Source organism: Pseudomonas sp. 34 E 7, assembly GCF_900005715.1.
Lineage (GTDB): Bacteria > Pseudomonadota > Gammaproteobacteria > Pseudomonadales > Pseudomonadaceae > Aquipseudomonas > Aquipseudomonas orientalis_A.
The window spans coordinates 152,409-172,300 of the sequence record NZ_CVTX01000156.1 but is presented as its reverse complement, the minus strand read 5'-3'; the positions used below and the strand labels follow the sequence as shown (position 1 = coordinate 172,300).

Here is a 19,892-nt window from a genome sequence, read left to right as displayed (position 1 = left end):
CCCAGGCGGACTGGGCCTTGCTGAACGCATGGGCATGCGCCGCGTCCTGCGCCAGCCAGGCCTGGAAAGCGGCTTGCTGGCCGGGTTGCGGGCACTGCAAGGCAATCAGCCAATCGAGCGCTTGGTCCATGGCCGTGTCTTGCAGCACCTCATGAGCCAGCTCATGGGGGCGCAGTTTATTCGGGTCCGTCACGGTGTTCCTCGGGTCTTCGCCACGTTTTATTCGTTATTTCCTACAGCCTGGATCGATACCTCTGTCGGATGAAGCTTAAGGCTGATCCAACCGTTCGGCCACACCTACACAGATGGCCATGATCAATTTCAGTTCCTTTTGCACGGTGCTCAAGGACACCTGCAACTGATCGGCAATTTCCTGGTAGCTGCAACCGTGCAGGCGGCTGAGGATGAAGATGCGTTGCTGGCGCGCGCTCAACTGGCCCAGGCTGACGCTCAGGTGCTCAAGCAATTGCTCGGCCTGGGTGGCGTCTTCGGGCGTGCTGATGGGGGCGGCGACGCTTTGCAGGATATCCAGCGGGACATCTTCCTGCAGGGTGCGGGCCTGGATCCTGCGCGAACGCAGATGATCCAGCGCCAGGTTGCGCGCGGTCTGGTAGACGAAGGGTTCAAGGTGGTCGATCGGCCGTTCACTCAAGGCCCGAGTCACGCGCAGGTAGGTTTCCTGCAACAGGTCCTCGGCGGTGCTGTGGTTATTCACCATGCGCTGCAGCGTGCGCAGCAGGATCACCCGTTGGGCGAGAAAGACGTGGTTGAAGCGAGATTGGCTCACAGTGATACCAGACTGACATGCAGTGAATGATAATGCTTATCATCAACTGAAATGGCAAGTGGCGATTTCTGCGGCCCCGCGCAAAGCAAATGTGGGAGGGGGCTTGCCCCCGATGGCGGCGTATCAGCCAGCTTACCTCTAGCTGACCCACCGCTATCGGGAGCAAGCCCCCTCCCACACAAGCGAGATCCCAGAGGGATTATTCGGCGTTACACAGCGCCAGGCAATTATCCAGCATCCGGTTGGAGAAGCCCCATTCGTTGTCGTACCACGCCAGCACCTTGAGCAGCTTGCCGCTGACCTTGGTGTGGTTGGCATCGAAGATCGACGACAGCGGGTTATGGTTGAAGTCACTGGAAACCAGCGGCAGTGTGTTGTAGCCGAGGATCTTCGAGTGCTGGCTGGCCTGTTTCAACAGCGCGTTGACTTCGTCGGCCGTGGCTTCTTTTTTCAGCTGTACGGTGAGGTCCACCAGCGACACGTTGATCACCGGCACGCGCACGGCCATGCCGGTCAGCTTGCCCGCCAGTTCCGGCAATACCAGGCCGACGGCTTCGGCGGCGCCGGTCTTGCTCGGGATCATGTTCTGGGTGGCCGAACGCGCGCGGTACGGGTCGGTGTGGTAGACGTCGGTCAGGTTCTGGTCGTTGGTGTAGGCGTGAATGGTGGTCATCAAGCCGCTTTCGATGCCCAGCTCGCGGTGCAGCACCTGGGCGACCGGTGCCAGGCAGTTGGTGGTGCACGAAGCGTTGGAGATGATCTGGTGCGATTGACGCAGAATGTCATGGTTTACGCCATAGACCACGGTCGCGTCCGCGCCCTTGGCCGGTGCGGAGATGATCACCTTGCGCGCGCCGGCGCTGATATGGGCGGCAGCCTTGTCACGTTCGGTGAACAGGCCGGTGCATTCGAACACCACGTCGATCTTGTGTGCGGCCCATGGCAGGTCGGCCGGGTTGCGAATGGCACTCACGGCAATCCGGTCACCGTTGACGGTCAGGCCTTCCTGATCGTGGGTGACCTCTGCGTCGAATGTGCCATGTACGGTGTCGTATTTGAGCAGGTGGGCGTTGATCGAACTGTCGCCCAGGTCGTTGATGGCGACGATCTGCAAATCCTGGCGATAGCCTTGGGTATACAGTGCGCGCAGGACATTACGGCCGATACGGCCAAAACCATTGATTGCGATACGTAGAGTCATTGGAAAAGTGCCTGTCGTCGATTTGTTGTAAGAATTACAAGATTATTCGCATAAAAATAGAAAACAAGCCTTTTTAGTGGCAATATTTTGTTCAATCTACAACGAGTGACCTGAATCAACTGGTCCGATGATCCAAACGACCCCCTGCCATCCCATGAGCTGTGGGCGTTTGATCAGCATAGACTCTCAGGTCGCCACATCCGTTAGCCTGGAGTTCTATACATGCATCCCCGCGTTCTTGAGGTCACCGAACGGCTTATCGCCCGCAGCCGCGCCACCCGCCAGGCCTACCTTGCGCTCATTCGCGGCGCCGCCAGCGACGGTCCGATGCGCGGCAAGCTGCAGTGCGCCAACTTTGCCCATGGCGTGGCCGGTTGCGGCACCGAGGACAAAAACAGCCTGCGCATGATGAATGCCGCCAACGTGGCAATTGTTTCTTCATATAACGACATGCTCTCGGCGCATCAGCCGTACGAACATTTCCCTGAACAGATCAAAAAAGCCCTGCGCGAAGTCGGCTCGGTCGGCCAGTTCGCCGGCGGCACGCCCGCCATGTGCGACGGCGTCACCCAGGGCGAGCCGGGCATGGAGCTGAGCCTGCTCAGCCGTGAAGTCATCGCCATGTCCACGGCAGTAGCGCTGTCCCATAACATGTTCGATGCCGCGCTGATGCTGGGCATCTGCGACAAGATCGTCCCCGGCCTGATGATGGGCGCGCTGCGCTACGGTCACCTGCCGATGATTTTCGTGCCCGGCGGGCCGATGCCGTCGGGTATCTCCAACAAGCAGAAAGCCGATGTGCGCCAGCGCTACGCCGAAGGCAAGGCCAGCCGCGAAGAGTTGCTGGAGTCGGAGATGAAGTCCTACCACAGCCCCGGCACCTGCACCTTCTACGGCACCGCCAACACCAACCAACTGTTGATGGAAGTCATGGGCCTGCACCTGCCGGGCGCCTCGTTCGTCAACCCGTACACGCCGCTGCGTGATGCATTGACCCGCGAGGCCGCGCACCAGGTCACGCGCCTGACCAAGGCCAACGGCAACTTCACGCCGATCGGCGAGATCGTCGACGAAAAATCCATCGTCAACTCCATCGTCGCCCTCAACGCCACCGGCGGGTCCACCAACCACACCCTGCATATGCCGGCCATCGCCATGTCGGCGGGCATCATCCTGACCTGGCAGGACATGGCCGACCTCTCCGAGGTGGTGCCGACCCTGTCCCACGTGTATCCGAACGGCAAGGCTGACATCAACCACTTCCAGGCGGCGGGCGGCATGTCGTTCCTGATCCGTGAACTGCTCGAAGCCGGCCTGCTCCACGAAGACGTCAACACCGTGGCGGGCAAGGGCTTGAGCCGTTACACCCAGGAGCCGTTCCTGGTCGACGGCGAACTGATCTGGCGCGACGGCCCCATCGAAAGCCTCGACGAAACCATCCTGCGCCCCGTGGCCCGTGCGTTTTCGCCCGAAGGCGGCTTGCGTGTGATGGAAGGCAACCTTGGCCGTGGGGTGATGAAAGTGTCTGCGGTCGCACCGGAGCATCAGGTGGTCGAAGCCCCGGCGGTGGTGTTCCAGGATCAACAGGACCTGGCCGATGCCTTCAAGGCGGGCCAACTGGAAAAAGACTTCGTTGCGGTGATGCGCTTCCAGGGCCCGCGCTCCAACGGCATGCCCGAATTGCACAAGATGACCCCGTTCCTCGGCGTGTTGCAGGACCGTGGTTTCAAAGTGGCGTTGGTAACAGACGGGCGTATGTCCGGCGCCTCGGGTAAGATTCCCGCCGCGATCCACGTCAACCCCGAAGCCCAGAGCGGCGGGCCGCTGGCGCGGGTCCAGGATGGCGATATCATTCGCGTCGATGGCGTCACCGGCACCCTGGAGCTTAAGGTGGACGCCGACGTATTTGCAGCGCGTACGCCTGCCACCGGCCTGTTGGGCAATAACGTGGGCGCCGGTCGCGAGTTGTTTGCATTCATGCGCTTGGCCGCAAGCTCCGCAGAGCAGGGCGCCAGCGCCTTTACCTCTGCCTTGGAGACGCTTAAGTGAAGTTAGCGCTGGTCGGTGATATCGGGGGTACCAACGCCCGTTTTGCGTTGTGGCGGGATCAGGCATTGCATTCGATTCGTGTGCATGCCACGGCGGACTACGCCAGCCCTGAAGACGCGATCAGGTTCTATCTGGCGGAAGAAGGCTTGAATATCGGTGATATCGGCGCAGTTTGCCTGTCGGTGGCCGGGCCGGTGAGCGGCGATGAATTCAAGTTCACCAACAATCACTGGCGCCTGAGCACGACCGCGTTTTGCCAGGCGTTGCAGGTGGATGAATTGCTGCTGGTCAATGACTTCTCGGCCATGGCCCTGGGCATGACCCGCCTGCAGCCCGACGAATTCCGCGTGGTGTGCGAAGGCACCCCGGAGCCGTTGCGCCCGGCGGTGGTGATCGGCCCGGGCACCGGCCTGGGCGTCGGCACCCTGCTGGACCTTGGCGCAGGGCGCTTTGCGGCATTGCCGGGGGAGGGCGGCCATGTCGACCTGCCCCTGAGCAGTGCGCGCGAAACCCAGTTGTGGCAGCACATCCACAGCGAGATCGGCCATGTCAGCGCCGAAACCGCCTTGAGCGGCGGCGGTTTGCCGCGCCTGTACCGGGCGATCTGTGCGGTGGACGGGCACACACCTGTGCTGGACACACCCGAAGCCATCACGGCGGCGGGCCTGGCTGGCGATCCGGTGGCGATGGAAGTCCTGGACCAATTCAGCATCTGGCTGGGCCGGGTGGCGGGCAACAACGTGCTGACCACCGGCGGGCGTGGTGGCGTGTACATCGTGGGTGGGGTGATACCGAGGTTCGCCGACTTCTTTATCAACAGCGGTTTTGCCAGGAGCTTCGCCGATAAAGGCTGCATGAGCGACTACTTCAAGGGCATTCCGGTATGGTTGGTGACGGCACCGTATTCCGGGTTGACCGGGGCGGGTGTGGCGCTTGAGCAGGCATTTGCTTAGGCTGTGATGGCCTATCGAGGGCAAGCCCTCTCCCACATTTGCCTGCATTCCAAAGTTGGAACGCGATCGAATGTGGGAGGGGGCTTGCCCCCGATGAGGCCCTCAAGAACACCCACAACAACAAGGAGGACCCCGTGAGCGCAATCAGTAAATCCATTCTCCTCGTCGACGACGACCAGGAAATCCGCGAATTGCTGCAGACCTACCTCAGTCGCGCCGGCTTCCAGGTCCGTGGCGTGGCCGATGGCGCGGGGTTTCGCCAGGCGATGAGCGAGGCGCCGTGCGACCTGGTGATCCTCGATGTGATGTTGCCGGATGAAGACGGTTTCAGCCTCTGCCGCTGGGTTCGTCAGCACCCGCGCCAGGCGCAGGTGCCGATCATCATGCTCACCGCCAGTTCCGACGAAGCTGACCGCGTGATCGGCCTGGAGCTGGGCGCCGATGACTATATCGGCAAGCCGTTCAGCCCCCGCGAGTTGCAGGCGCGGATCAAGGCGCTGCTGCGTCGCTGCCAGTTCGGCCAGGAGCGCAGCAGCGGTGGCGAAGTGCTGGTGTTCGACGAATGGCGCCTCGATACGGTCAGCCACCGCCTGTTTCACGTGGACGGCGAAGAGGTGATCCTCTCCGGCGCCGACTTTGCCTTGCTCAAGCTGTTTCTCGACCACCCGCAACAGATCCTCGACCGCGACACCATCGGCAACGCCACCCGTGGCCGCGACCTGATGCCGTTGGACCGTATCGTCGACATGGCCGTCAGCCGCCTGCGCCAACGCCTGCGCGATACCGAGAAACCTCCGCGGCTGATCCGCACCGTGCGCGGCAGCGGCTATCAACTGGCAGCCAGCGTGGTTGCCGGCAATGCCCACTGAACACCTGAGCGAACGCCGCCGCCGTTTTCCCGTGCCGCGCTCGCTGCTGGGGCGCATGTTGCTGCTGACCTTGCTCGCCGTGTTGTTCGCCCAGGCGCTGTCCAGCGTGATCTGGCTCTCGCAGCTGCGCGCCACGCAGTTGGAAGGCCTGGTCACCAGCGCCCGTAGCCTGGCGCATTCGATGACCGCCAGCGTGAGTTACTTCCGTTCATTGCCGGTGGCCTATCGCCCGCTGGTGCTCGACCAGTTGCGTAGCATGGGCGGCACGCGTTTTGTGGTGACCCTCAACGATCGTCCGCTGGACATGCAGGTATTGCCCGAAACCCCGCGCAAGCAGGCGGTGCTGGTGGCTGTGGACGACGTGTTGCGCCAGACCCTCGGCGCCGATGTGCATATCTCGGTGGAGTTCGTCAGCGCCGAAGACCTGCGCATCTTCAACGCCGGCCTCAAGCTCGACGAACTGCCGCGCTCCTGGGCCCACTACGCATTGACCCTGGAGCCGGTCAACCCGCCGGTGCTGGTCACCCAGATCCAGCTCGCGCAGGGTGAATGGCTGTACATCGCCTCGCTGTTGCCCGAACCCTACACCAGCCTTGAAGAGCAGGGCCTGCCGGCCCAGCAGGTGTGGTTTATCGTGTTGACCAGCGGCTTCCTGCTGCTGTTTATCGGCCTGCTGGTGCATTGGCAAAGCCGACCGCTCAAGCGCCTGGCGCGGGCGGCGCGGGACATGTCCCTGGGCGCGGACGTGGAGCCGGTGGCCGAAGGCGGCGGCAGTGAAGTGGTGGAAGTGGGGCGTGCGTTCAATGCCATGCGTGAGCGCATCAGCCGCTACCTGACCGAGCGCAGCCAGTTGTTCAGCGCCATCTCCCACGACCTGCGCACCCCCATCACGCGCCTGCGCCTGCGCGTGGAACTGCTCGACGATGAGAACCTGCAAACCAAGTTCGGGCGTGACCTGGATGAGCTGGAATTGCTGGTCAAGGGCGCGCTGCAATGCGTGAAAGACACCGATATCCACGAGAACATCCAGCCGGTGGACCTCAACCACGTCCTCGAATGCCTGGTGGAGCCCTACCTCGCGCCCAACGGCAACGGGCGAGTGACCCAGCATGGCCAGGCCCTGGCCACCTACCCGGGCAAGCCGCTGGCGCTCAAGCGCTGTATCGGCAACCTGATCGACAATGCGCTGAAATACGGACAAAACGCCCATTTGCACATCGAGGACGATGGCGCCGAGTTCATCCTGCACGTGGACGACGAAGGCCCCGGCGTGCCGGAACAGCGCCTGGAACAAGTGTTCGAGCCCCACTTTCGCCTGGCCGGGCAGCAGCAGGGCTATGGGCTGGGGTTGGGCATTGCGCGCAATATTGCCCACAGCCATGGGGGCGAAGTGAGTTTGCAGAACCTGCGCGAAGGCGGCCTGCGCGTCACCCTGAAGCTACCCCGCGGATTGGACTGACTGCGCCCGGGCCCAATGTGGGAGGGGGCTTGCCCCCGATTGCGGTGGGTCAGTTGCAAATGAGCTGACTGATACACCGCTATCGGGGGCAAGCCCCCTCCCACATTTTGAAACTCATTGTGTCAGATGCTTTGGCGCAAGCGGGCCAAGTCGCGCAAGGGCGGCGCACCAAACAACCGGCTGTACTCCCGGCTGAACTGCGACGGGCTTTCATACCCCACTCGATACCCCGCCGCCGACGCCTCCAGCCCTTCGGCAATCATCAGTCGCCGAGCTTCCTGCAGGCGCAGCTGTTTCTGGTATTGCAGCGGGCTCATGGCGGTGATCGCCTTGAAACGGTGGTGCAGGGTCGAGACGCTCAGGTTCACTTCCCGGGCCAGGTCATCGATGCGCAGCGGCTGTTCGTAGTTGCCGTTCAACCACTTGATCGCCTGGCTCACCCGGTGGCTCTGGCTGTTGGCGACGGCAATTTCGTACAGGCGATAGCCCTGGGGCCCACGTAACAAACGGTAGAGAATTTCGCGGCTGATCAGCGGCGCAAGCATCGCGATATCTTTGGGCGTGTCCAGCAGGCGGGTCAGGCGCAGCACGGCGTCGAGCAGTTGATTGTCGATGCGGTCGACGTACATGCCACGGGACGTAGGACGCGACGGCACGCCCATCGGCCCGGCTTCGGCAATCAATGCGGTGAGCTGGGCCGGGTCGATATTGATGCGCACCGACAGGTTGGGGTCTTCCGGCGTGGCCTCGATAATCCGCCCGGCCACCGGCATGGCCACCGAGAACACCAGATAGTTGAGCGGGTCATAGGCGAAGATTTCGTCGGCCAGGCGCACTTCCTTGCTGCCACTGGCGAGGATGCACAGTGCCGGCTCCACCAGCACCGGCATGAAGTCGCGCGGCGTGTTGTGGCGGTTCAGGTACAGCGAGGTGATCGCCGTGCCGTAGGAACCGTCTTCCCAGGTATGGCGGTGCACGATGCTGGCCAGTTCGGCACGCTGCTTTTCCATCTCGGCATCGAGGGGAGTGGGCTTGAGGTCGGGCGACGGCATGAGACGTCCTCTACACGCGAATTTGATGGGGCTCAGCTTAGCGGTGGGTTTTCAAAAGTGTTACGTCGATTCTGCACAATCCTTGCCTGATCCTGCGGCCTTTCGTGAATCAGGCAAGCAAAGCGCCTGTCATGTCCCTGAAACAAGCCGCTCGGGCGTGGAATAAAACGGCTGCGCAAACGTCCTGCCTACGCTTCTCGCAGGATTGTGCAATAAGCCTGCAGGAATTGACTAACCGCGCCCAACCCTGCGCCGCTATCTTTGATCCTGTGGCAACACGCCCTCACAGTGCTTGCCGAGCATCACTTCTCAACGGGAGAGTCGAACATGTCCACCCCCATTCCCGCGAGCCATATGGCCTTTATCCGTGCCCGTAACGGGTGCAGCACCGAGCTGGGTGCACGCTTGAGCAGTTTGATCGAACCGGGCCGACAAGCTCAGGGTTGCCTGCAATTTTCGTTGCAGCATTCCCAGGTCGACCCCGATGTGTGGTTGGTCACAGGTTTATGGAGCAGCGAGCAGGCGATGAGCGCCTACTTCAATTCCCCGGCCCTGATGATCTTCACCGAGTTGTTGAACGACATGGTCGTGCGCAGCATGGACTTCCAGACCTTCACCGACGCATCCGCCGTCAACGCCTACGGCGAGTACCTGCAACTGGCCGGTTAGGGGTTAGAATGGCCGACTTTTCATTGGCCAGGAACTGCAACATGGCACGTAAACAGTTTGCCCACCACGAAGCCGTTTCCGCCGTCGTACCGGGAGAGAGTGGCTACAGCGCCGCCGTTGCCGTCAAGGCACTCGATGGCATGGGCGCTCCGAGGTTTCACAAGATTCTGGACGGTCAGACCTTCAAGACCGCGTCCGATGCCGATGATGCGGCGGCGGCGCGCCTTGAGTATCTGGTCGATGTGGACGCGGAAGGCCAGCTGATTTGGGACTAAATGTGGGAGGGGGCTTGCCCCCGATAGCGGTTTGTCAGCCAGCAAATTTGCAGCTGATACCTAGTCATCGGGGGCAAGCCCCCTCCCACAGTTTGACTGCATTTCAGTCAGGGTTTTGTGGCGCCTGGTCGGTACATTTTGAAGAGCGCTTCAGGGCCTAACTGGAAATAATCCGCCGGGCCGCCACCGCGCAGAATCGGCTCGGCGGCCGCCGTGTCGTAGATCCCATCCTTGAGCAGCCATTTGGCGATGTGCACCGCGACCACTTCGCCCAGCACCAGCCAGCTGGGGACCAATTGCTGGTCGGCGCGTTGCAGCTGGATAATCTGCGTCACCTTGCATTCGAACGACACCGGACTTTCGCCCACTCGCGGTACGCCGACGACTTTCGAAGCCACCGGCGTCAGGCCGGCCAGCTCGAATTCATCCACGTCCGACGCAACAGCCGCGCAACTCTGGTTCATCTGCTCGGCCAGCGGGCGGGTCGCCAGGTTCCACACAAACTCGCCGGTCTGCTCGATATTGTTCAGGCTGTCTTTACGCCCGACGCTGGAAAACCCAATGATCGGCGGGATGTAGTTGAACGCGTTGAAGAAACTGTAAGGCGCCAGGTTCAGGCGACCTTCGCGGTCGTGTGACGAGATCCAGCCGATCGGACGTGGGCCGACGATGGCGTTGAACGGATCATGGGGCAGGCCGTGGCCGTTGGCGGGTTCGTAGAAATGGATATCGTCGGACATAACCTGTCTGCTCTCAATTCTGGAGCCCACATCATACCCAATGTGGGAGGGGGCTTGCCCCCGATAGCGGTGGGTCAGTCTATACATTACTGACTGACCCACCGCTATCGGGAGCAAGCCCCCTCCCACAGGTTTTATCTCATCATGCAGTTAGTCGGTGGTGATCCGCGAATGCTTGCGGGTGTCTTTCATGGTCACATAGACCAGCAACGACACCGCGATACACGCGGTCACGTACCAGTAGTAGCCGGTCTCCATGCCGATGCTCTTGAACCACAAGGCGATGTATTCAGCAGTACCGCCGAAGATCGACACGGTCAGGGCATACGGCAGGCCCACGCCGAGGGCGCGGATTTCGGTCGGGAACAGCTCGGCCTTGACCACCGCATTGATCGAGGTATAGCCGCTGACGATGATCAGCGCGGCCATGATCAGGAAGAACGCGCCCCACCAGGTCTGGATGGTGTGCAGGGTGGTGAGGATAGGCACGGTGAACAGGGTGCCGAGGACGCCGAAGGCGATCAGGATCGGGCGCCGGCCAATCTTGTCCGACAGCCCGCCCACCAGGGGTTGCAGGCACATGAACAGGAACAGCGTCGCCGCCGAGATGGTGGTGGAGTCGGAGATGCTCATGCCGACGGTGTTCACCAGGTATTTCTGCATGTAGGTGGTGTAGGTGTAGAACGCCAGGGTGCCGCCCATGGTCAGGCCGACCACGGTGAGCAGTTCCTTGGGGTGGCGCATCAAGGTGCGCATTGCGCTTTCCTTGGCTTTTTCCTTCTTGGTGAACGACTCGGTCTCTTCCATGCCGCGACGCAGGTACAGCGCGACCACTGCGCACAGGGCGCCGATGGCGAACGGAATGCGCCAGCCCCAGGCATACAGCTGTTCGGTGGTCAGGGTTTGCTGCAGCACGATCAGCACACCCAGCGCGATGAGCTGGCCGGAGATCAGGGTGACGTACTGGAAGCTGGAGTAGAAACCGCGGCGTTCCCGGGTCGCCATCTCGCTGAGGTACGTGGCGGAGGTGCCGTACTCGCCACCTACCGACAGCCCCTGCAGCAAGCGGGCGAATACCAGCAGGATGGGTGCGCCGATACCGATGAGTTCATAGCTTGGGCTCAGGGCGATCAACAGTGAGCCGAAGCACATCAGGTAGACCGAGGCCATCAGGGCTTTTTTACGCCCGACTTTGTCGGCGTAAAGGCCCATCAGCCAGCCGCCGATAGGGCGCATCAGAAAGCCCACGGCGAAGATCGCGGCGGTGTTGAGCAATTGGGCGGTGGTGTCGCCTTTGGGGAAGAAGGTCTTGGCGAAGTACAGCGAGAAGGCGGCATAGACGTACCAGTCATACCACTCGACCATGTTGCCGACGGAGCCGCTGAAGATCGATTTGATCCGGCTGGAGGTCGTGCGTTCTTTCGCCGGCGCAGCGGCCGACCCCAGAGGCAAGGTATTGGAGTTATCCATTGAAGGATCCTTCATCTAGTTGTTTTTATGAAGCGTGCCTGAGCACTGCCTGGCTGGGGCTATAGCAGAAGCTGTGCCAGGTGGATGAAGGCCCGGGATAGAAGGGTTGCGAGGTTTTTTTGAGCGGAAAGTCGCTGATGGTTTTGGGGTGATGAGCGGAAATCCGCTTATGGCTGCGGTCGCCATCGGGGGCAAGCCCCCTCCCACATTTTGATTTGTGAACACATCCAAGTGTGGGAGGGGGCTTGCCCCCGATGGCGATCGGAAGGCCGCTAGAGAAACATCTCCCTTACCAACCCATGCCGCTGCATCTTTTCATTGAAGGTGCGGCGCGGCAGTTGCAGCTCAGCCAGCACCGCCTTGATATCGCCTTTATGCCGGGCCAGCGCAGCTTTCAGGCAATGCGCCTCGAAGGCTTCCTGTTGCGCCGCCAACGATTGCCCGGCCTCGACACCTTCAGGTTCCGGCTCTCCAAGCCCCAGCACCTGGCGCTCGGCAACGTTCGCCAGTTCACGTACGTTCCCCGGCCAGTCATGGCTGAGCAGGCGTCCCAACTGCGGCCCGCTCAAGGGCTCGACCTGGCGGCCCAAGCGCTCGGCAGCGCTTTGCGCAAAATGTTCATACAGCAACGGGATGTCTTCGCGCCGCTCGCGCAACGCCGGCAGGCGCAGTTGCGCGACGTTCAGGCGATACGCCAGGTCTTCGCGAAAACGCCCGGCACGGGCCTCTTCCAGCAGGTCCGGCTTGGTGGCGGCAATGATGCGCAAATCCACCTGGATGCTTTGATTGGAACCCAACCGCTCCAGCTTCTGCTCCTGCAGCACCCGCAACAATTTCACCTGTTGGGCCAGAGGCATGCTTTCGATTTCATCGAGGAACAGCGTGCCGCCGTGGGCATATTCCAGCTTGCCGATACGCTTGCCCTGGGCGCCGGTGAACGCGCCGCTTTCATGGCCGAACAACTCGGCCTCGAACAGTTGCTCGGGAATGGCCGCGCAATTGAGCGCGACAAACGGCTTCTTCGCCCGTGGGCCGAAATCATGCAGGCAGCGGGCGACCAATTCCTTGCCGCTGCCGGTCTCGCCACGGATCAACACATTGACCGGCAGCGTGGCCAAGTCCAGCACCTGACGGCGCAGGTTCTGCAGGCTGCGGGACACCCCCAGCAGGCTGGATTCGAGCTGGGCGCGGTGGTCGGCCTGCTGATGCAGGCGGCGGTTTTCCAGGACCAGGCCGCGTTTGTCGAGTGCTCGACGCAGGCTATTGAGCAGGGTATCCGGGCTGAAGGGTTTTTCCAGGAAGTCGTAGGCACCGTCGCGCATGGCGTCGACGGCCATGGGGACATCGCCATGGCCGGTGAGCAGGATGACCGGCAGGTCAGCATCGCGCCGCTGTACTTCAGCCAGCAACTCCAGGCCGCTGAGACCGGGCATGCGCACATCGCTCAGGATCACGCCGGGGAAGTCCCTGGGCAACTGCGCCAGGCATTCTTCGGCACGGCTGAACAACTGCACCTCGAAACCCGACAGGCTCAACCATTGTTCGACGGCCGTACGAATGCTGGCTTCGTCATCAACCACAATCACCGCGTTCAACATAGATCGGGCGTCTCCAGCGCGACAGGCAAGGTCAAGGTAAACACTGCGCCGTCGCCCCGGTTGCCGGCGATCAGGCGTCCGCCCAGTTCGTGCACGATAGCGTAGGACACCGCCAACCCCAAGCCGAGCCCGTCGCCCACTGGTTTGGTGGTGAAGAAGGGGTCGAAGACGTTGTTCAAGTGCTCTTCGGCAATCCCGCCACCGCTGTCGCTGACGCTTAACTGCCAGAGCTGCTGGTCGGCGTGCAAACGAATCTCCAGACGTTTGCGCGGTTTGTCGGCCATGGCATCCAGGGCGTTGCGCAGCAGGTTGATCAACACCTGTTCGAGACGAATCGCGTCGCCGCGCACCCAGGCAGGGCGGGTCAGGTCCAGCGCTACGCCGATATGTTCATCGCGCAGGCGCGCGTCGAGCAGGTGCAGGGACTGGTCGACCACGGTGGCCAGGTCCAGGCGTTCGCGCAGGCCGCTGGGGCTTTTGCGGGCGAAGGTCTTGAGGTGGCCCGTCAGCGCCGCCATGCGCGTGAGCATGTCATCCAGCGGTGTGAGTGCCTTGTAGGCATCGTCCACGCGGCCGTGGTCGAGCAACAGCCGCAGCGTCGCCAATTGCATGCGTTGCGCGGTCAGCGGTTGGTTGATTTCGTGGGCAAGGGCGGCGGACATCTGCCCCAGCGCCGCCAGTTTGGCCGACTGCACCAGGCCATCCTGGGCGGTGCGCAGGGCCTGGGTGCGCTCCTCCACCAATTGCTCAAGCTCTTCGCGGCTGCGTTGACGCAGACGCGCCAGGCGCCAACGCTGGCTCAGGAACAGCACAAGAAACACCAGGGCCAGCCACGAACCGGCGGCGGCAAGGCCGGCGTTGCGCTGGTCTTCCAGCGGGAACTGGGGTTTGCGCAGCAGGTGCAGGGTCCAGCCTTCGGCTTTGAGCGGCAGCGACTCCCAGATGTAGTTGGCACTGCCGTCGGGGCCGTTGACGCGCATCAAGTGGCTGTTGTCGTCGAAGCGTTGCAGGGTGCGGGTCTCCAGCGGCTGCAGTTGCTTCTTGTCGTATTGACGGGTGGCCTTGAGTTCAGCCAGGTCGCTCTCTGACAACGGCCGCAGGTTGCGATAGCGCCAGCCCGGCTGGTTGGCGATAAACACAATGCCGCGTGCATCGCTGACCAGCAGCAAGTCATTGCCCTGGGCCCATTCGCGTTCCAGTTCGGGAAACTCCAGCTTGACCACCATGGCGCCAAGGAACTGCTCGTGCTCATCGACCACCGCGCTGGAAAGGAAGTAGCCCGGGATGCCGGTGGTCACCCCCACGGCATAAAAGCGCCCGGTGCCCTGGCTCAGGGTCTGGCTGAAATAAGGCCGAAATGCATAGTTGTGTCCCACATAACTGCTGGGCAGCTTCCAGTTGCTGGCGGCCACGGCCAGGCCGGTACGGTCCATCAATTCCAGGGTGGACGACTGCGCGGCGCTGTTGATGCGTTCCAGTTTGCGGTTGAGCAGGCCCTGGGTGTCGGCAGTCAGCGGGCCTTTCAAGGCGTTGATCATCTCCGAGTCCAGGGCCAGCACGGCGGGCAGGGCGCGGTAGCGTTCGATCAGGGTGTGCAGCGAGTTGGCATACAGCGCGAGCTGCTGGTTGGCGCGAGCGGCATCGTCCACCAGGGCCTGGCGTTCGGCATGGCGCGTGGCCAGGGCGGCAGCCAGCACGGCACCAGCGATGATCAGCAGGGAGTAGAACGTCAGGCGCAGGGGGCGAGGGATCGCGATCATACGATGATGAACAGGCCGGTAGGGGGCGAGCACCATACCATGAGCCATTGGGTAGTGCAGTGAGGGGGCTTGTGTGGGAGGGAGCAAGCCCCCTCCCACATTTGACTGCACTCATCACAAAAAAAAGGCGACTGGGCCCTTGGGGCCGCAGTCGCCTTTATCCTTGGAGGGAGGTGCTTACTGCACTTCCACCGCCAGGCTCTCACTGATCTTCTTCTGCCAGATGGCAGGACCGGTGATGTGTACCGACTCGCCGTTGCTGTCCACCGCAACGGTAACCGGCATGTCCTTCACGTCGAACTCGTAGATCGCTTCCATGCCCAGTTCGGCGAAAGCGACGACGCGCGATTTTTTGATGGCTTGGGCCACCAGGTAAGCGGCGCCGCCTACGGCCATCAGGTAGACGGCCTTGTGGTCCTTGATCGCTTCGATAGCGGTCGGGCCGCGCTCGGATTTGCCGATCATGCCCAACAGGCCGGTTTGTTCGAGGATCTGACGGGTGAACTTGTCCATCCGCGTCGCGGTGGTCGGGCCTGCCGGGCCAACCACTTCTTCGCGCACCGGATCAACCGGGCCGACGTAGTAGATGAAGCGACCCTTGAGGTCCACCGGCAGGGTCTCGCCCTTGTTCAGCATCTCGACCATGCGCTTGTGCGCGGCGTCGCGGCCGGTGAGCATCTTGCCGTTGAGCAACACGGTTTCGCCCGGCTTCCAGCTCTGCACTTCTTCCGGGGTCAGGGTGTCGAGGTTGACGCGTCGGGCCGATGGACCGGCTTCCCAGACGATTTCCGGGTAGGCGTCCAGCGGTGGCGCTTCCAGCGATGCCGGGCCCGAACCGTCGAGCACGAAATGCGCATGGCGGGTGGCGGCGCAGTTGGGGATCATGCACACCGGCAGGGAAGCGGCGTGAGTCGGGTAGTCCATGATCTTCACGTCGAGCACGGTGGTCAGGCCACCCAGGCCCTGGGCGCCGATGCCCAGTTGGTTGACCTTCTCGAACAGCTCCAGGCGCATCTCTTCGATACGGTTCTGCGGGCCGCGCTTCTTCAGTTCATGGATGTCGATGGATTCCATCAACACTTCCTTGGCCATCACCGCGGCTTTCTCGGCGGTGCCGCCGATGCCGATGCCGAGCATGCCCGGTGGGCACCAGCCGGCGCCCATGGTCGGAACGGTCTTGAGCACCCAGTCGACGATCGAGTCGGACGGGTTGAGCATGGCCATTTTCGACTTGTTTTCGGAACCACCGCCCTTGGCGGCCACGTCCACTTCCACGGTGTTACCCGGGACGATGGAGTAGTGGATCACCGCCGGGGTGTTGTCCTTGGTGTTTTTGCGCGCGCCTGCCGGGTCGGCGAGGATGGATGCGCGCAGGACGTTTTCCGGCAGGTTGTAGGCGCGACGCACGCCTTCGTTGATCATGTCGTCCAGGCCCATGGTGGCGCCATCCCAACGTACGTCCATGCCCACGCGCACGAACACGGTGACGATGCCGGTGTCCTGGCAGATCGGGCGATGGCCGGTGGCGCACATGCGCGAGTTGATCAGGATCTGGGCGATGGAGTCACGGGCCGCCGGCGATTCTTCGCGCAGGTAGGCCTCGTGCATCGCCTGGATGAAATCAACCGGGTGGTAGTAGGAAATGAATTGCAGGGCGTCGGCAACGCTCTGAATCAGGTCGTCTTGCTTGATCACGGTCATGAGTCGCGCTCCTCTATAAGGGAACATTCAATAAAGGTGGCTTCAGTGTTGCATCGGTCGGCTGAAGCCACCTTCCACAGGCACGCCATTGGTGCAGGCGCGACGCTAAAAAGGCGCGGCAGTATAACCCGTGGCGGTGGCCGATACACCCGACTATGGTCAAACTGTCGCAGGCATGATTCCCTGTGCGCGTCCCTTCTGATAGAGCCTTTATATGCCTGAACTGCACGTCGGCGAACGCCACTGGTCGGTCGCCACCGGCAGCAACCTGCTGGATGCCTTGAACCAGGCAGGTGTGGCCGTGCCCTACAGTTGCCGCGCCGGCAGTTGCCATGCCTGCCTGGTACGTTGCCAGGGCGAGGTTCAGGACCGCCAACCTGACGCGTTGAGCCCGCAGCAACGCCAGCACGGTTGGCGCCTGGCGTGCCAGTGCCAGGTGGTTGGCGATCTGCAGGTCGAAGCCTTTGATCCTGTGCGCGATGGTGTGGCGGCGAAGGTGGTGGGTGCCGATTGGCTGACGGCGTCGGTGCTGCGTCTGCGCCTGCAACCGCAGCGCGGCCTGCGTTACAGCGCTGGGCAGCACCTGGTGTTATGGGCGGGGCAGGTGGCGCGGCCGTATTCCCTGGCGAGTTTGCCGCAGGAGGACCCGTACCTGGAGTTTCATCTGGATTGCCGTTTACCCGGCGAATTCAGCGATGCGGCGCGACAGTTGAACCTGGGGGAATGTCTGCGCCTGGGCGAGTTGCGCGGCGGGGCGCTGCATTACGATCCGGACTGGCAGGCGCGACCGCTGTGGCTGCTCGCCTCCGGTACCGGGCTGGGGCCTTTGTGGGGGGTGTTGCGTGAGGCGTTGCGCCAGGATCACCAAGGTGCCATTCGCGTGGTTCATCTGGCGCATGATGCTGATGGGCATTATCTGGCCGGGCCCCTGATGGCGCTGGCCGCGCAGCATCAGAACCTTACAGTGGAGTTGTGGACCGCACATGAGTTGGCCCAGGCATTGGGGCAACTGCGGCTCATATCGCGGCAAGCGCTGGCCTTAGTCTGCGGGCATCCTGACAGCGTCGAAGCCTTTTCCAAACGCTTGTTCCTGGTGGGGCTGCCGCGTAATCAACTGCTGGCCGATGTATTCCTGCCCCGTGGTTGAACGCTGGCTGTCGAGCACAGGCGTTGCGGGTGTACGCGGTTAACTGTGGGAGGGGGCTTGCCCCCGATGGCGGCCTCTGGGCCGACCAGGATGTTGGATTGGACCGAGTACATATCCATTACTTAGGTAACGGCTGCTTAGGGTTCCGCCCTTACGGCGGCTCACTTTTGAAAAGCGCAAAAGTAAGCAAAACGCTCTTGCCCCACCACTCGGCACCTCGCCTGGGCTCGGTGTGCCCGTAATCCGCCATGGATTTGGGGGGCCGCCGCCACGCGCCATCCATGGCGCGGGGCGGCTAAACCGGCATCCCTGCCGGTTTGCCCCCCAAATCCATGGCGAATTCCGGCCAGCGTGGTTTGACGGGGCGCCTAAGATCAAAAGCAGGTCAAGATCAAGATCAAGGGCGGCTCGCTTCGCATCGTGGTTAGCGTGGGGGCTGCGAACTGCGGTTGTGTAGGTAACTGTGCCGCGATGACGCCTTAAATGCAAAAAGCCCCGCCATTCNGGCGGGGCTTTTGTTTTTTTTGCGTGTCACTCAGTACTGCGGGTCGCCCACGTGCAGGATCTTCATGCCATTGGTGCCACCGGTGGTGTGGTAGCTGTCGCCTTTGGTCAGGATGACCCAGTCGCCTTTCTCTACGACGCCGCGTTTGACCAGTTCGTCGATGGCTTTCTGGCTGACTTCGTTGGGTGCCAGCGAGGCCGGATCGAAGGGGATGGTGTACACGCCGCGGAACATCGCCGCGCGGGCCTGGGCTTCGCGGTGAGGGGTGAACGCGTAGATCGGCACCGAGGAGCGGATGCGCGACATGATCAACGGCGTATAGCCACTTTCGGTCAGGGCGATGATTGCCTTGACGCCCGGGAAGTGGTTGGCGGTGTACATGGCCGCCAGGGCGATGCTCTGGTCGCAGCTTTCGAAAACCTTGCCGATGCGGTGGCTGGAGGTCTTGCTGGTGGGGTGCTTTTCAGCGCCGACGCAGATGCGCGCCATGGCCTGGACGGCCTCCAACGGGTACGGGCCAGCGGCGCTTTCAGCCGAGAGCATCACGGCGTCGGTGTAGTCGAGCACGGCGTTGGCCACGTCGGACACTTCGGCGCGGGTCGGCATCGGGTTCTGGATCATCGACTCCATCATCTGGGTCGCAACGATCACCGCTTTGTTGTGGCGGCGCGCGTGCAGGATGATTTTCTTCTGGATGCCGATCAGCTCGGCGTCGCCGATTTCCACGCCCAGGTCGCCACGGGCAACCATCACGGCGTCCGACGCCTTGATCAGGCCATCGAGGGTTTCGTCATCGGCCACGGCTTCGGCGCGTTCGATCTTCGCCACGAGCCAAGCGGTGCCACCGGCTTCGTCGCGCAGTTTACGGGCGTATTCCATGTCGGCGGCGTCGCGCGGGAAGGACACGGCGAGGTAGTCCACTTCCATCTCGGCGGCGAGCTTGATGTCGGCCTTGTCTTTTTCAGTCAGGGCCGGTGCGGTCAGGCCACCGCCGCGACGGTTGATGCCTTTGTGGTCGGACAGCGGGCCGCCGATGATCACGGTGCAATGCAGTTCGGTCGGGGTCGCGGTGTCGACGCGCATGACCACGCGGCCGTCATCGAGCAGCAGTTCGTCGCCGACGCCGCAGTCCTTGACCAGGTCCGGGTAGTCGATGCCGACGATGTCCTGGGTGCCTTCAGTCAGCGGATGGCTGGTAGAGAAGGTGAATTTGTCACCGATCTTCAGCTCGATCCGCTTGTTGGCGAATTTGGCGATACGGATCTTCGGGCCTTGCAGGTCACCCAGCAGCGCCACGAAACGACCGTGTTTGGCGGCCAGGTCACGCACCAGCTTGGCGCGAGCCTTGTGCTCGTCCGGGGTGCCGTGGGAGAAGTTCAGACGGGCAACGTCCAAACCAGCCAGAATCAGCTGTTCGAGGACTTCCGGCGAGTTGCTGGCCGGGCCAAGGGTGGCGACGATTTTGGTACGACGGACGGACATGCACAGACTCCTGAGTTCAAGCGCTGGGGAAGGCTACTATGCTCTTTCGTTGTAGTCATTGTTCGTTTGCACTACTTATTGACGAACGGCTTGTTTTTGCTGAGGTTGAAAAGACGAACAGTCTTGAAGATTTTCGGCGCGGGGTCGATACACTGCACAAGACAGGAGAACCCCC

17 protein-coding genes are annotated in these 19,892 nt (G+C 62.2%); 7 read left to right on the top strand and 10 right to left on the bottom strand.

Annotated features, from left to right (window positions below; translation table 11 throughout):
- The 3 genes from BFP96_RS20105 to gap all read right to left on the bottom strand — a co-directional run.
- Nucleotides 1–193 (bottom strand): FecR/PupR family sigma factor regulator (locus tag BFP96_RS20105; RefSeq protein WP_139113427.1); only part of this gene is annotated, 193 nt, incomplete at its 3' end.
- Nucleotides 194–268: 75 nt separating this feature from the next.
- Nucleotides 269–787, bottom strand: coding sequence for an RNA polymerase sigma factor (locus tag BFP96_RS20100; RefSeq protein ID WP_065895106.1), 519 nt, complete (start codon nucleotides 785–787; stop codon nucleotides 269–271).
- 199 nt (nucleotides 788–986) lie between these two features.
- Nucleotides 987–1,988: a type I glyceraldehyde-3-phosphate dehydrogenase gene (gap, locus tag BFP96_RS20095; protein WP_065936884.1), complete on the bottom strand. Its 1,002-nt coding sequence runs from the start codon at nucleotides 1,986–1,988 to the stop codon at nucleotides 987–989.
- A gap of 222 nt (nucleotides 1,989–2,210) precedes the next feature.
- Between gap and edd the strand changes: the two genes are divergently transcribed.
- From edd to BFP96_RS20075, 4 genes are all read left to right on the top strand, one after another.
- Entirely contained in the window at nucleotides 2,211–4,037 is a 1,827-nt protein-coding gene (edd, locus tag BFP96_RS20090; protein WP_065887564.1) for a phosphogluconate dehydratase, read from the top strand.
- Nucleotides 4,034–4,990 (top strand): glucokinase, encoded by a 957-nt coding sequence (locus BFP96_RS20085; protein WP_065936883.1) that lies wholly within the window; start codon nucleotides 4,034–4,036, stop codon nucleotides 4,988–4,990. The genes edd and BFP96_RS20085 overlap by 4 nt, the downstream gene beginning before the upstream one ends.
- A 134-nt stretch (nucleotides 4,991–5,124) precedes the next feature.
- Nucleotides 5,125–5,859 carry a response regulator gene (locus BFP96_RS20080; protein ID WP_065895105.1) on the top strand — a complete coding sequence of 245 codons (735 nt, stop codon included), beginning with the start codon at nucleotides 5,125–5,127 and terminating at the stop codon, nucleotides 5,857–5,859.
- Nucleotides 5,860–5,890: 31 nt separating this feature from the next.
- Nucleotides 5,891–7,318 carry an ATP-binding protein gene (locus tag BFP96_RS20075; protein WP_205929255.1) on the top strand — a complete coding sequence of 476 codons (1,428 nt, stop codon included), beginning with the start codon at nucleotides 5,891–5,893 and terminating at the stop codon, nucleotides 7,316–7,318.
- Nucleotides 7,319–7,440: 122 nt separating this feature from the next.
- Here the strand turns inward: BFP96_RS20075 and BFP96_RS20070 are convergent, their stop codons facing one another.
- The gene (locus BFP96_RS20070) at nucleotides 7,441–8,370 is read right to left on the bottom strand and encodes an AraC family transcriptional regulator (protein ID WP_065896379.1); all 930 of its coding nucleotides are present in this window, start codon (nucleotides 8,368–8,370) and stop codon (nucleotides 7,441–7,443) included.
- A gap of 327 nt (nucleotides 8,371–8,697) precedes the next feature.
- Between BFP96_RS20070 and BFP96_RS20065 the strand changes: the two genes are divergently transcribed.
- Nucleotides 8,698–9,039, top strand: coding sequence for a putative quinol monooxygenase (locus tag BFP96_RS20065; protein WP_065887569.1), 342 nt, complete (start codon nucleotides 8,698–8,700; stop codon nucleotides 9,037–9,039).
- Between the two features lie 41 nt (nucleotides 9,040–9,080).
- Nucleotides 9,081–9,314, top strand: a complete 234-nt coding sequence (locus tag BFP96_RS20060; RefSeq protein WP_065936882.1) for a hypothetical protein — start codon at nucleotides 9,081–9,083, stop codon at nucleotides 9,312–9,314.
- A 107-nt stretch (nucleotides 9,315–9,421) separates the two neighbouring features.
- Here the strand turns inward: BFP96_RS20060 and BFP96_RS20055 are convergent, their stop codons facing one another.
- From BFP96_RS20055 to BFP96_RS20035, 5 genes are all read right to left on the bottom strand, one after another.
- Entirely contained in the window at nucleotides 9,422–10,054 is a 633-nt protein-coding gene (locus BFP96_RS20055; RefSeq protein WP_065895101.1) for a flavin reductase family protein, read from the bottom strand.
- A 150-nt stretch (nucleotides 10,055–10,204) separates the two neighbouring features.
- Nucleotides 10,205–11,524, bottom strand: a complete 1,320-nt coding sequence (locus tag BFP96_RS20050) for an MFS transporter (RefSeq protein WP_065935142.1) — start codon at nucleotides 11,522–11,524, stop codon at nucleotides 10,205–10,207.
- A 272-nt stretch (nucleotides 11,525–11,796) separates the two neighbouring features.
- On the bottom strand, nucleotides 11,797–13,122 hold the full coding sequence (locus tag BFP96_RS20045; RefSeq protein ID WP_065895099.1) for a sigma-54-dependent transcriptional regulator: 1,326 nt from the start codon (nucleotides 13,120–13,122) through the stop codon (nucleotides 11,797–11,799).
- On the bottom strand, nucleotides 13,116–14,882 hold the full coding sequence (locus BFP96_RS20040; protein ID WP_065936881.1) for an ATP-binding protein: 1,767 nt from the start codon (nucleotides 14,880–14,882) through the stop codon (nucleotides 13,116–13,118). Before BFP96_RS20040 ends, BFP96_RS20045 begins: the two co-directional genes overlap by 7 nt.
- A 177-nt stretch (nucleotides 14,883–15,059) precedes the next feature.
- Nucleotides 15,060–16,583, bottom strand: coding sequence for a fumarate hydratase (locus BFP96_RS20035; protein WP_065887574.1), 1,524 nt, complete (start codon nucleotides 16,581–16,583; stop codon nucleotides 15,060–15,062).
- Nucleotides 16,584–16,797: 214 nt separating this feature from the next.
- Here BFP96_RS20035 and BFP96_RS20030 point away from each other — a divergent pair, with 214 nt between their 5' ends.
- The gene (locus BFP96_RS20030; RefSeq protein ID WP_065936880.1) at nucleotides 16,798–17,730 is read left to right on the top strand and encodes an iron-sulfur-binding ferredoxin reductase; all 933 of its coding nucleotides are present in this window, start codon (nucleotides 16,798–16,800) and stop codon (nucleotides 17,728–17,730) included.
- A 535-nt stretch (nucleotides 17,731–18,265) separates the two neighbouring features.
- Here the strand turns inward: BFP96_RS20030 and pyk are convergent.
- Nucleotides 18,266–19,717, bottom strand: coding sequence for a pyruvate kinase (gene pyk / locus BFP96_RS20025; protein ID WP_065887576.1), 1,452 nt, complete (start codon nucleotides 19,715–19,717; stop codon nucleotides 18,266–18,268).
- Nucleotides 19,718–19,892: the final 175 nt, after the last annotated feature.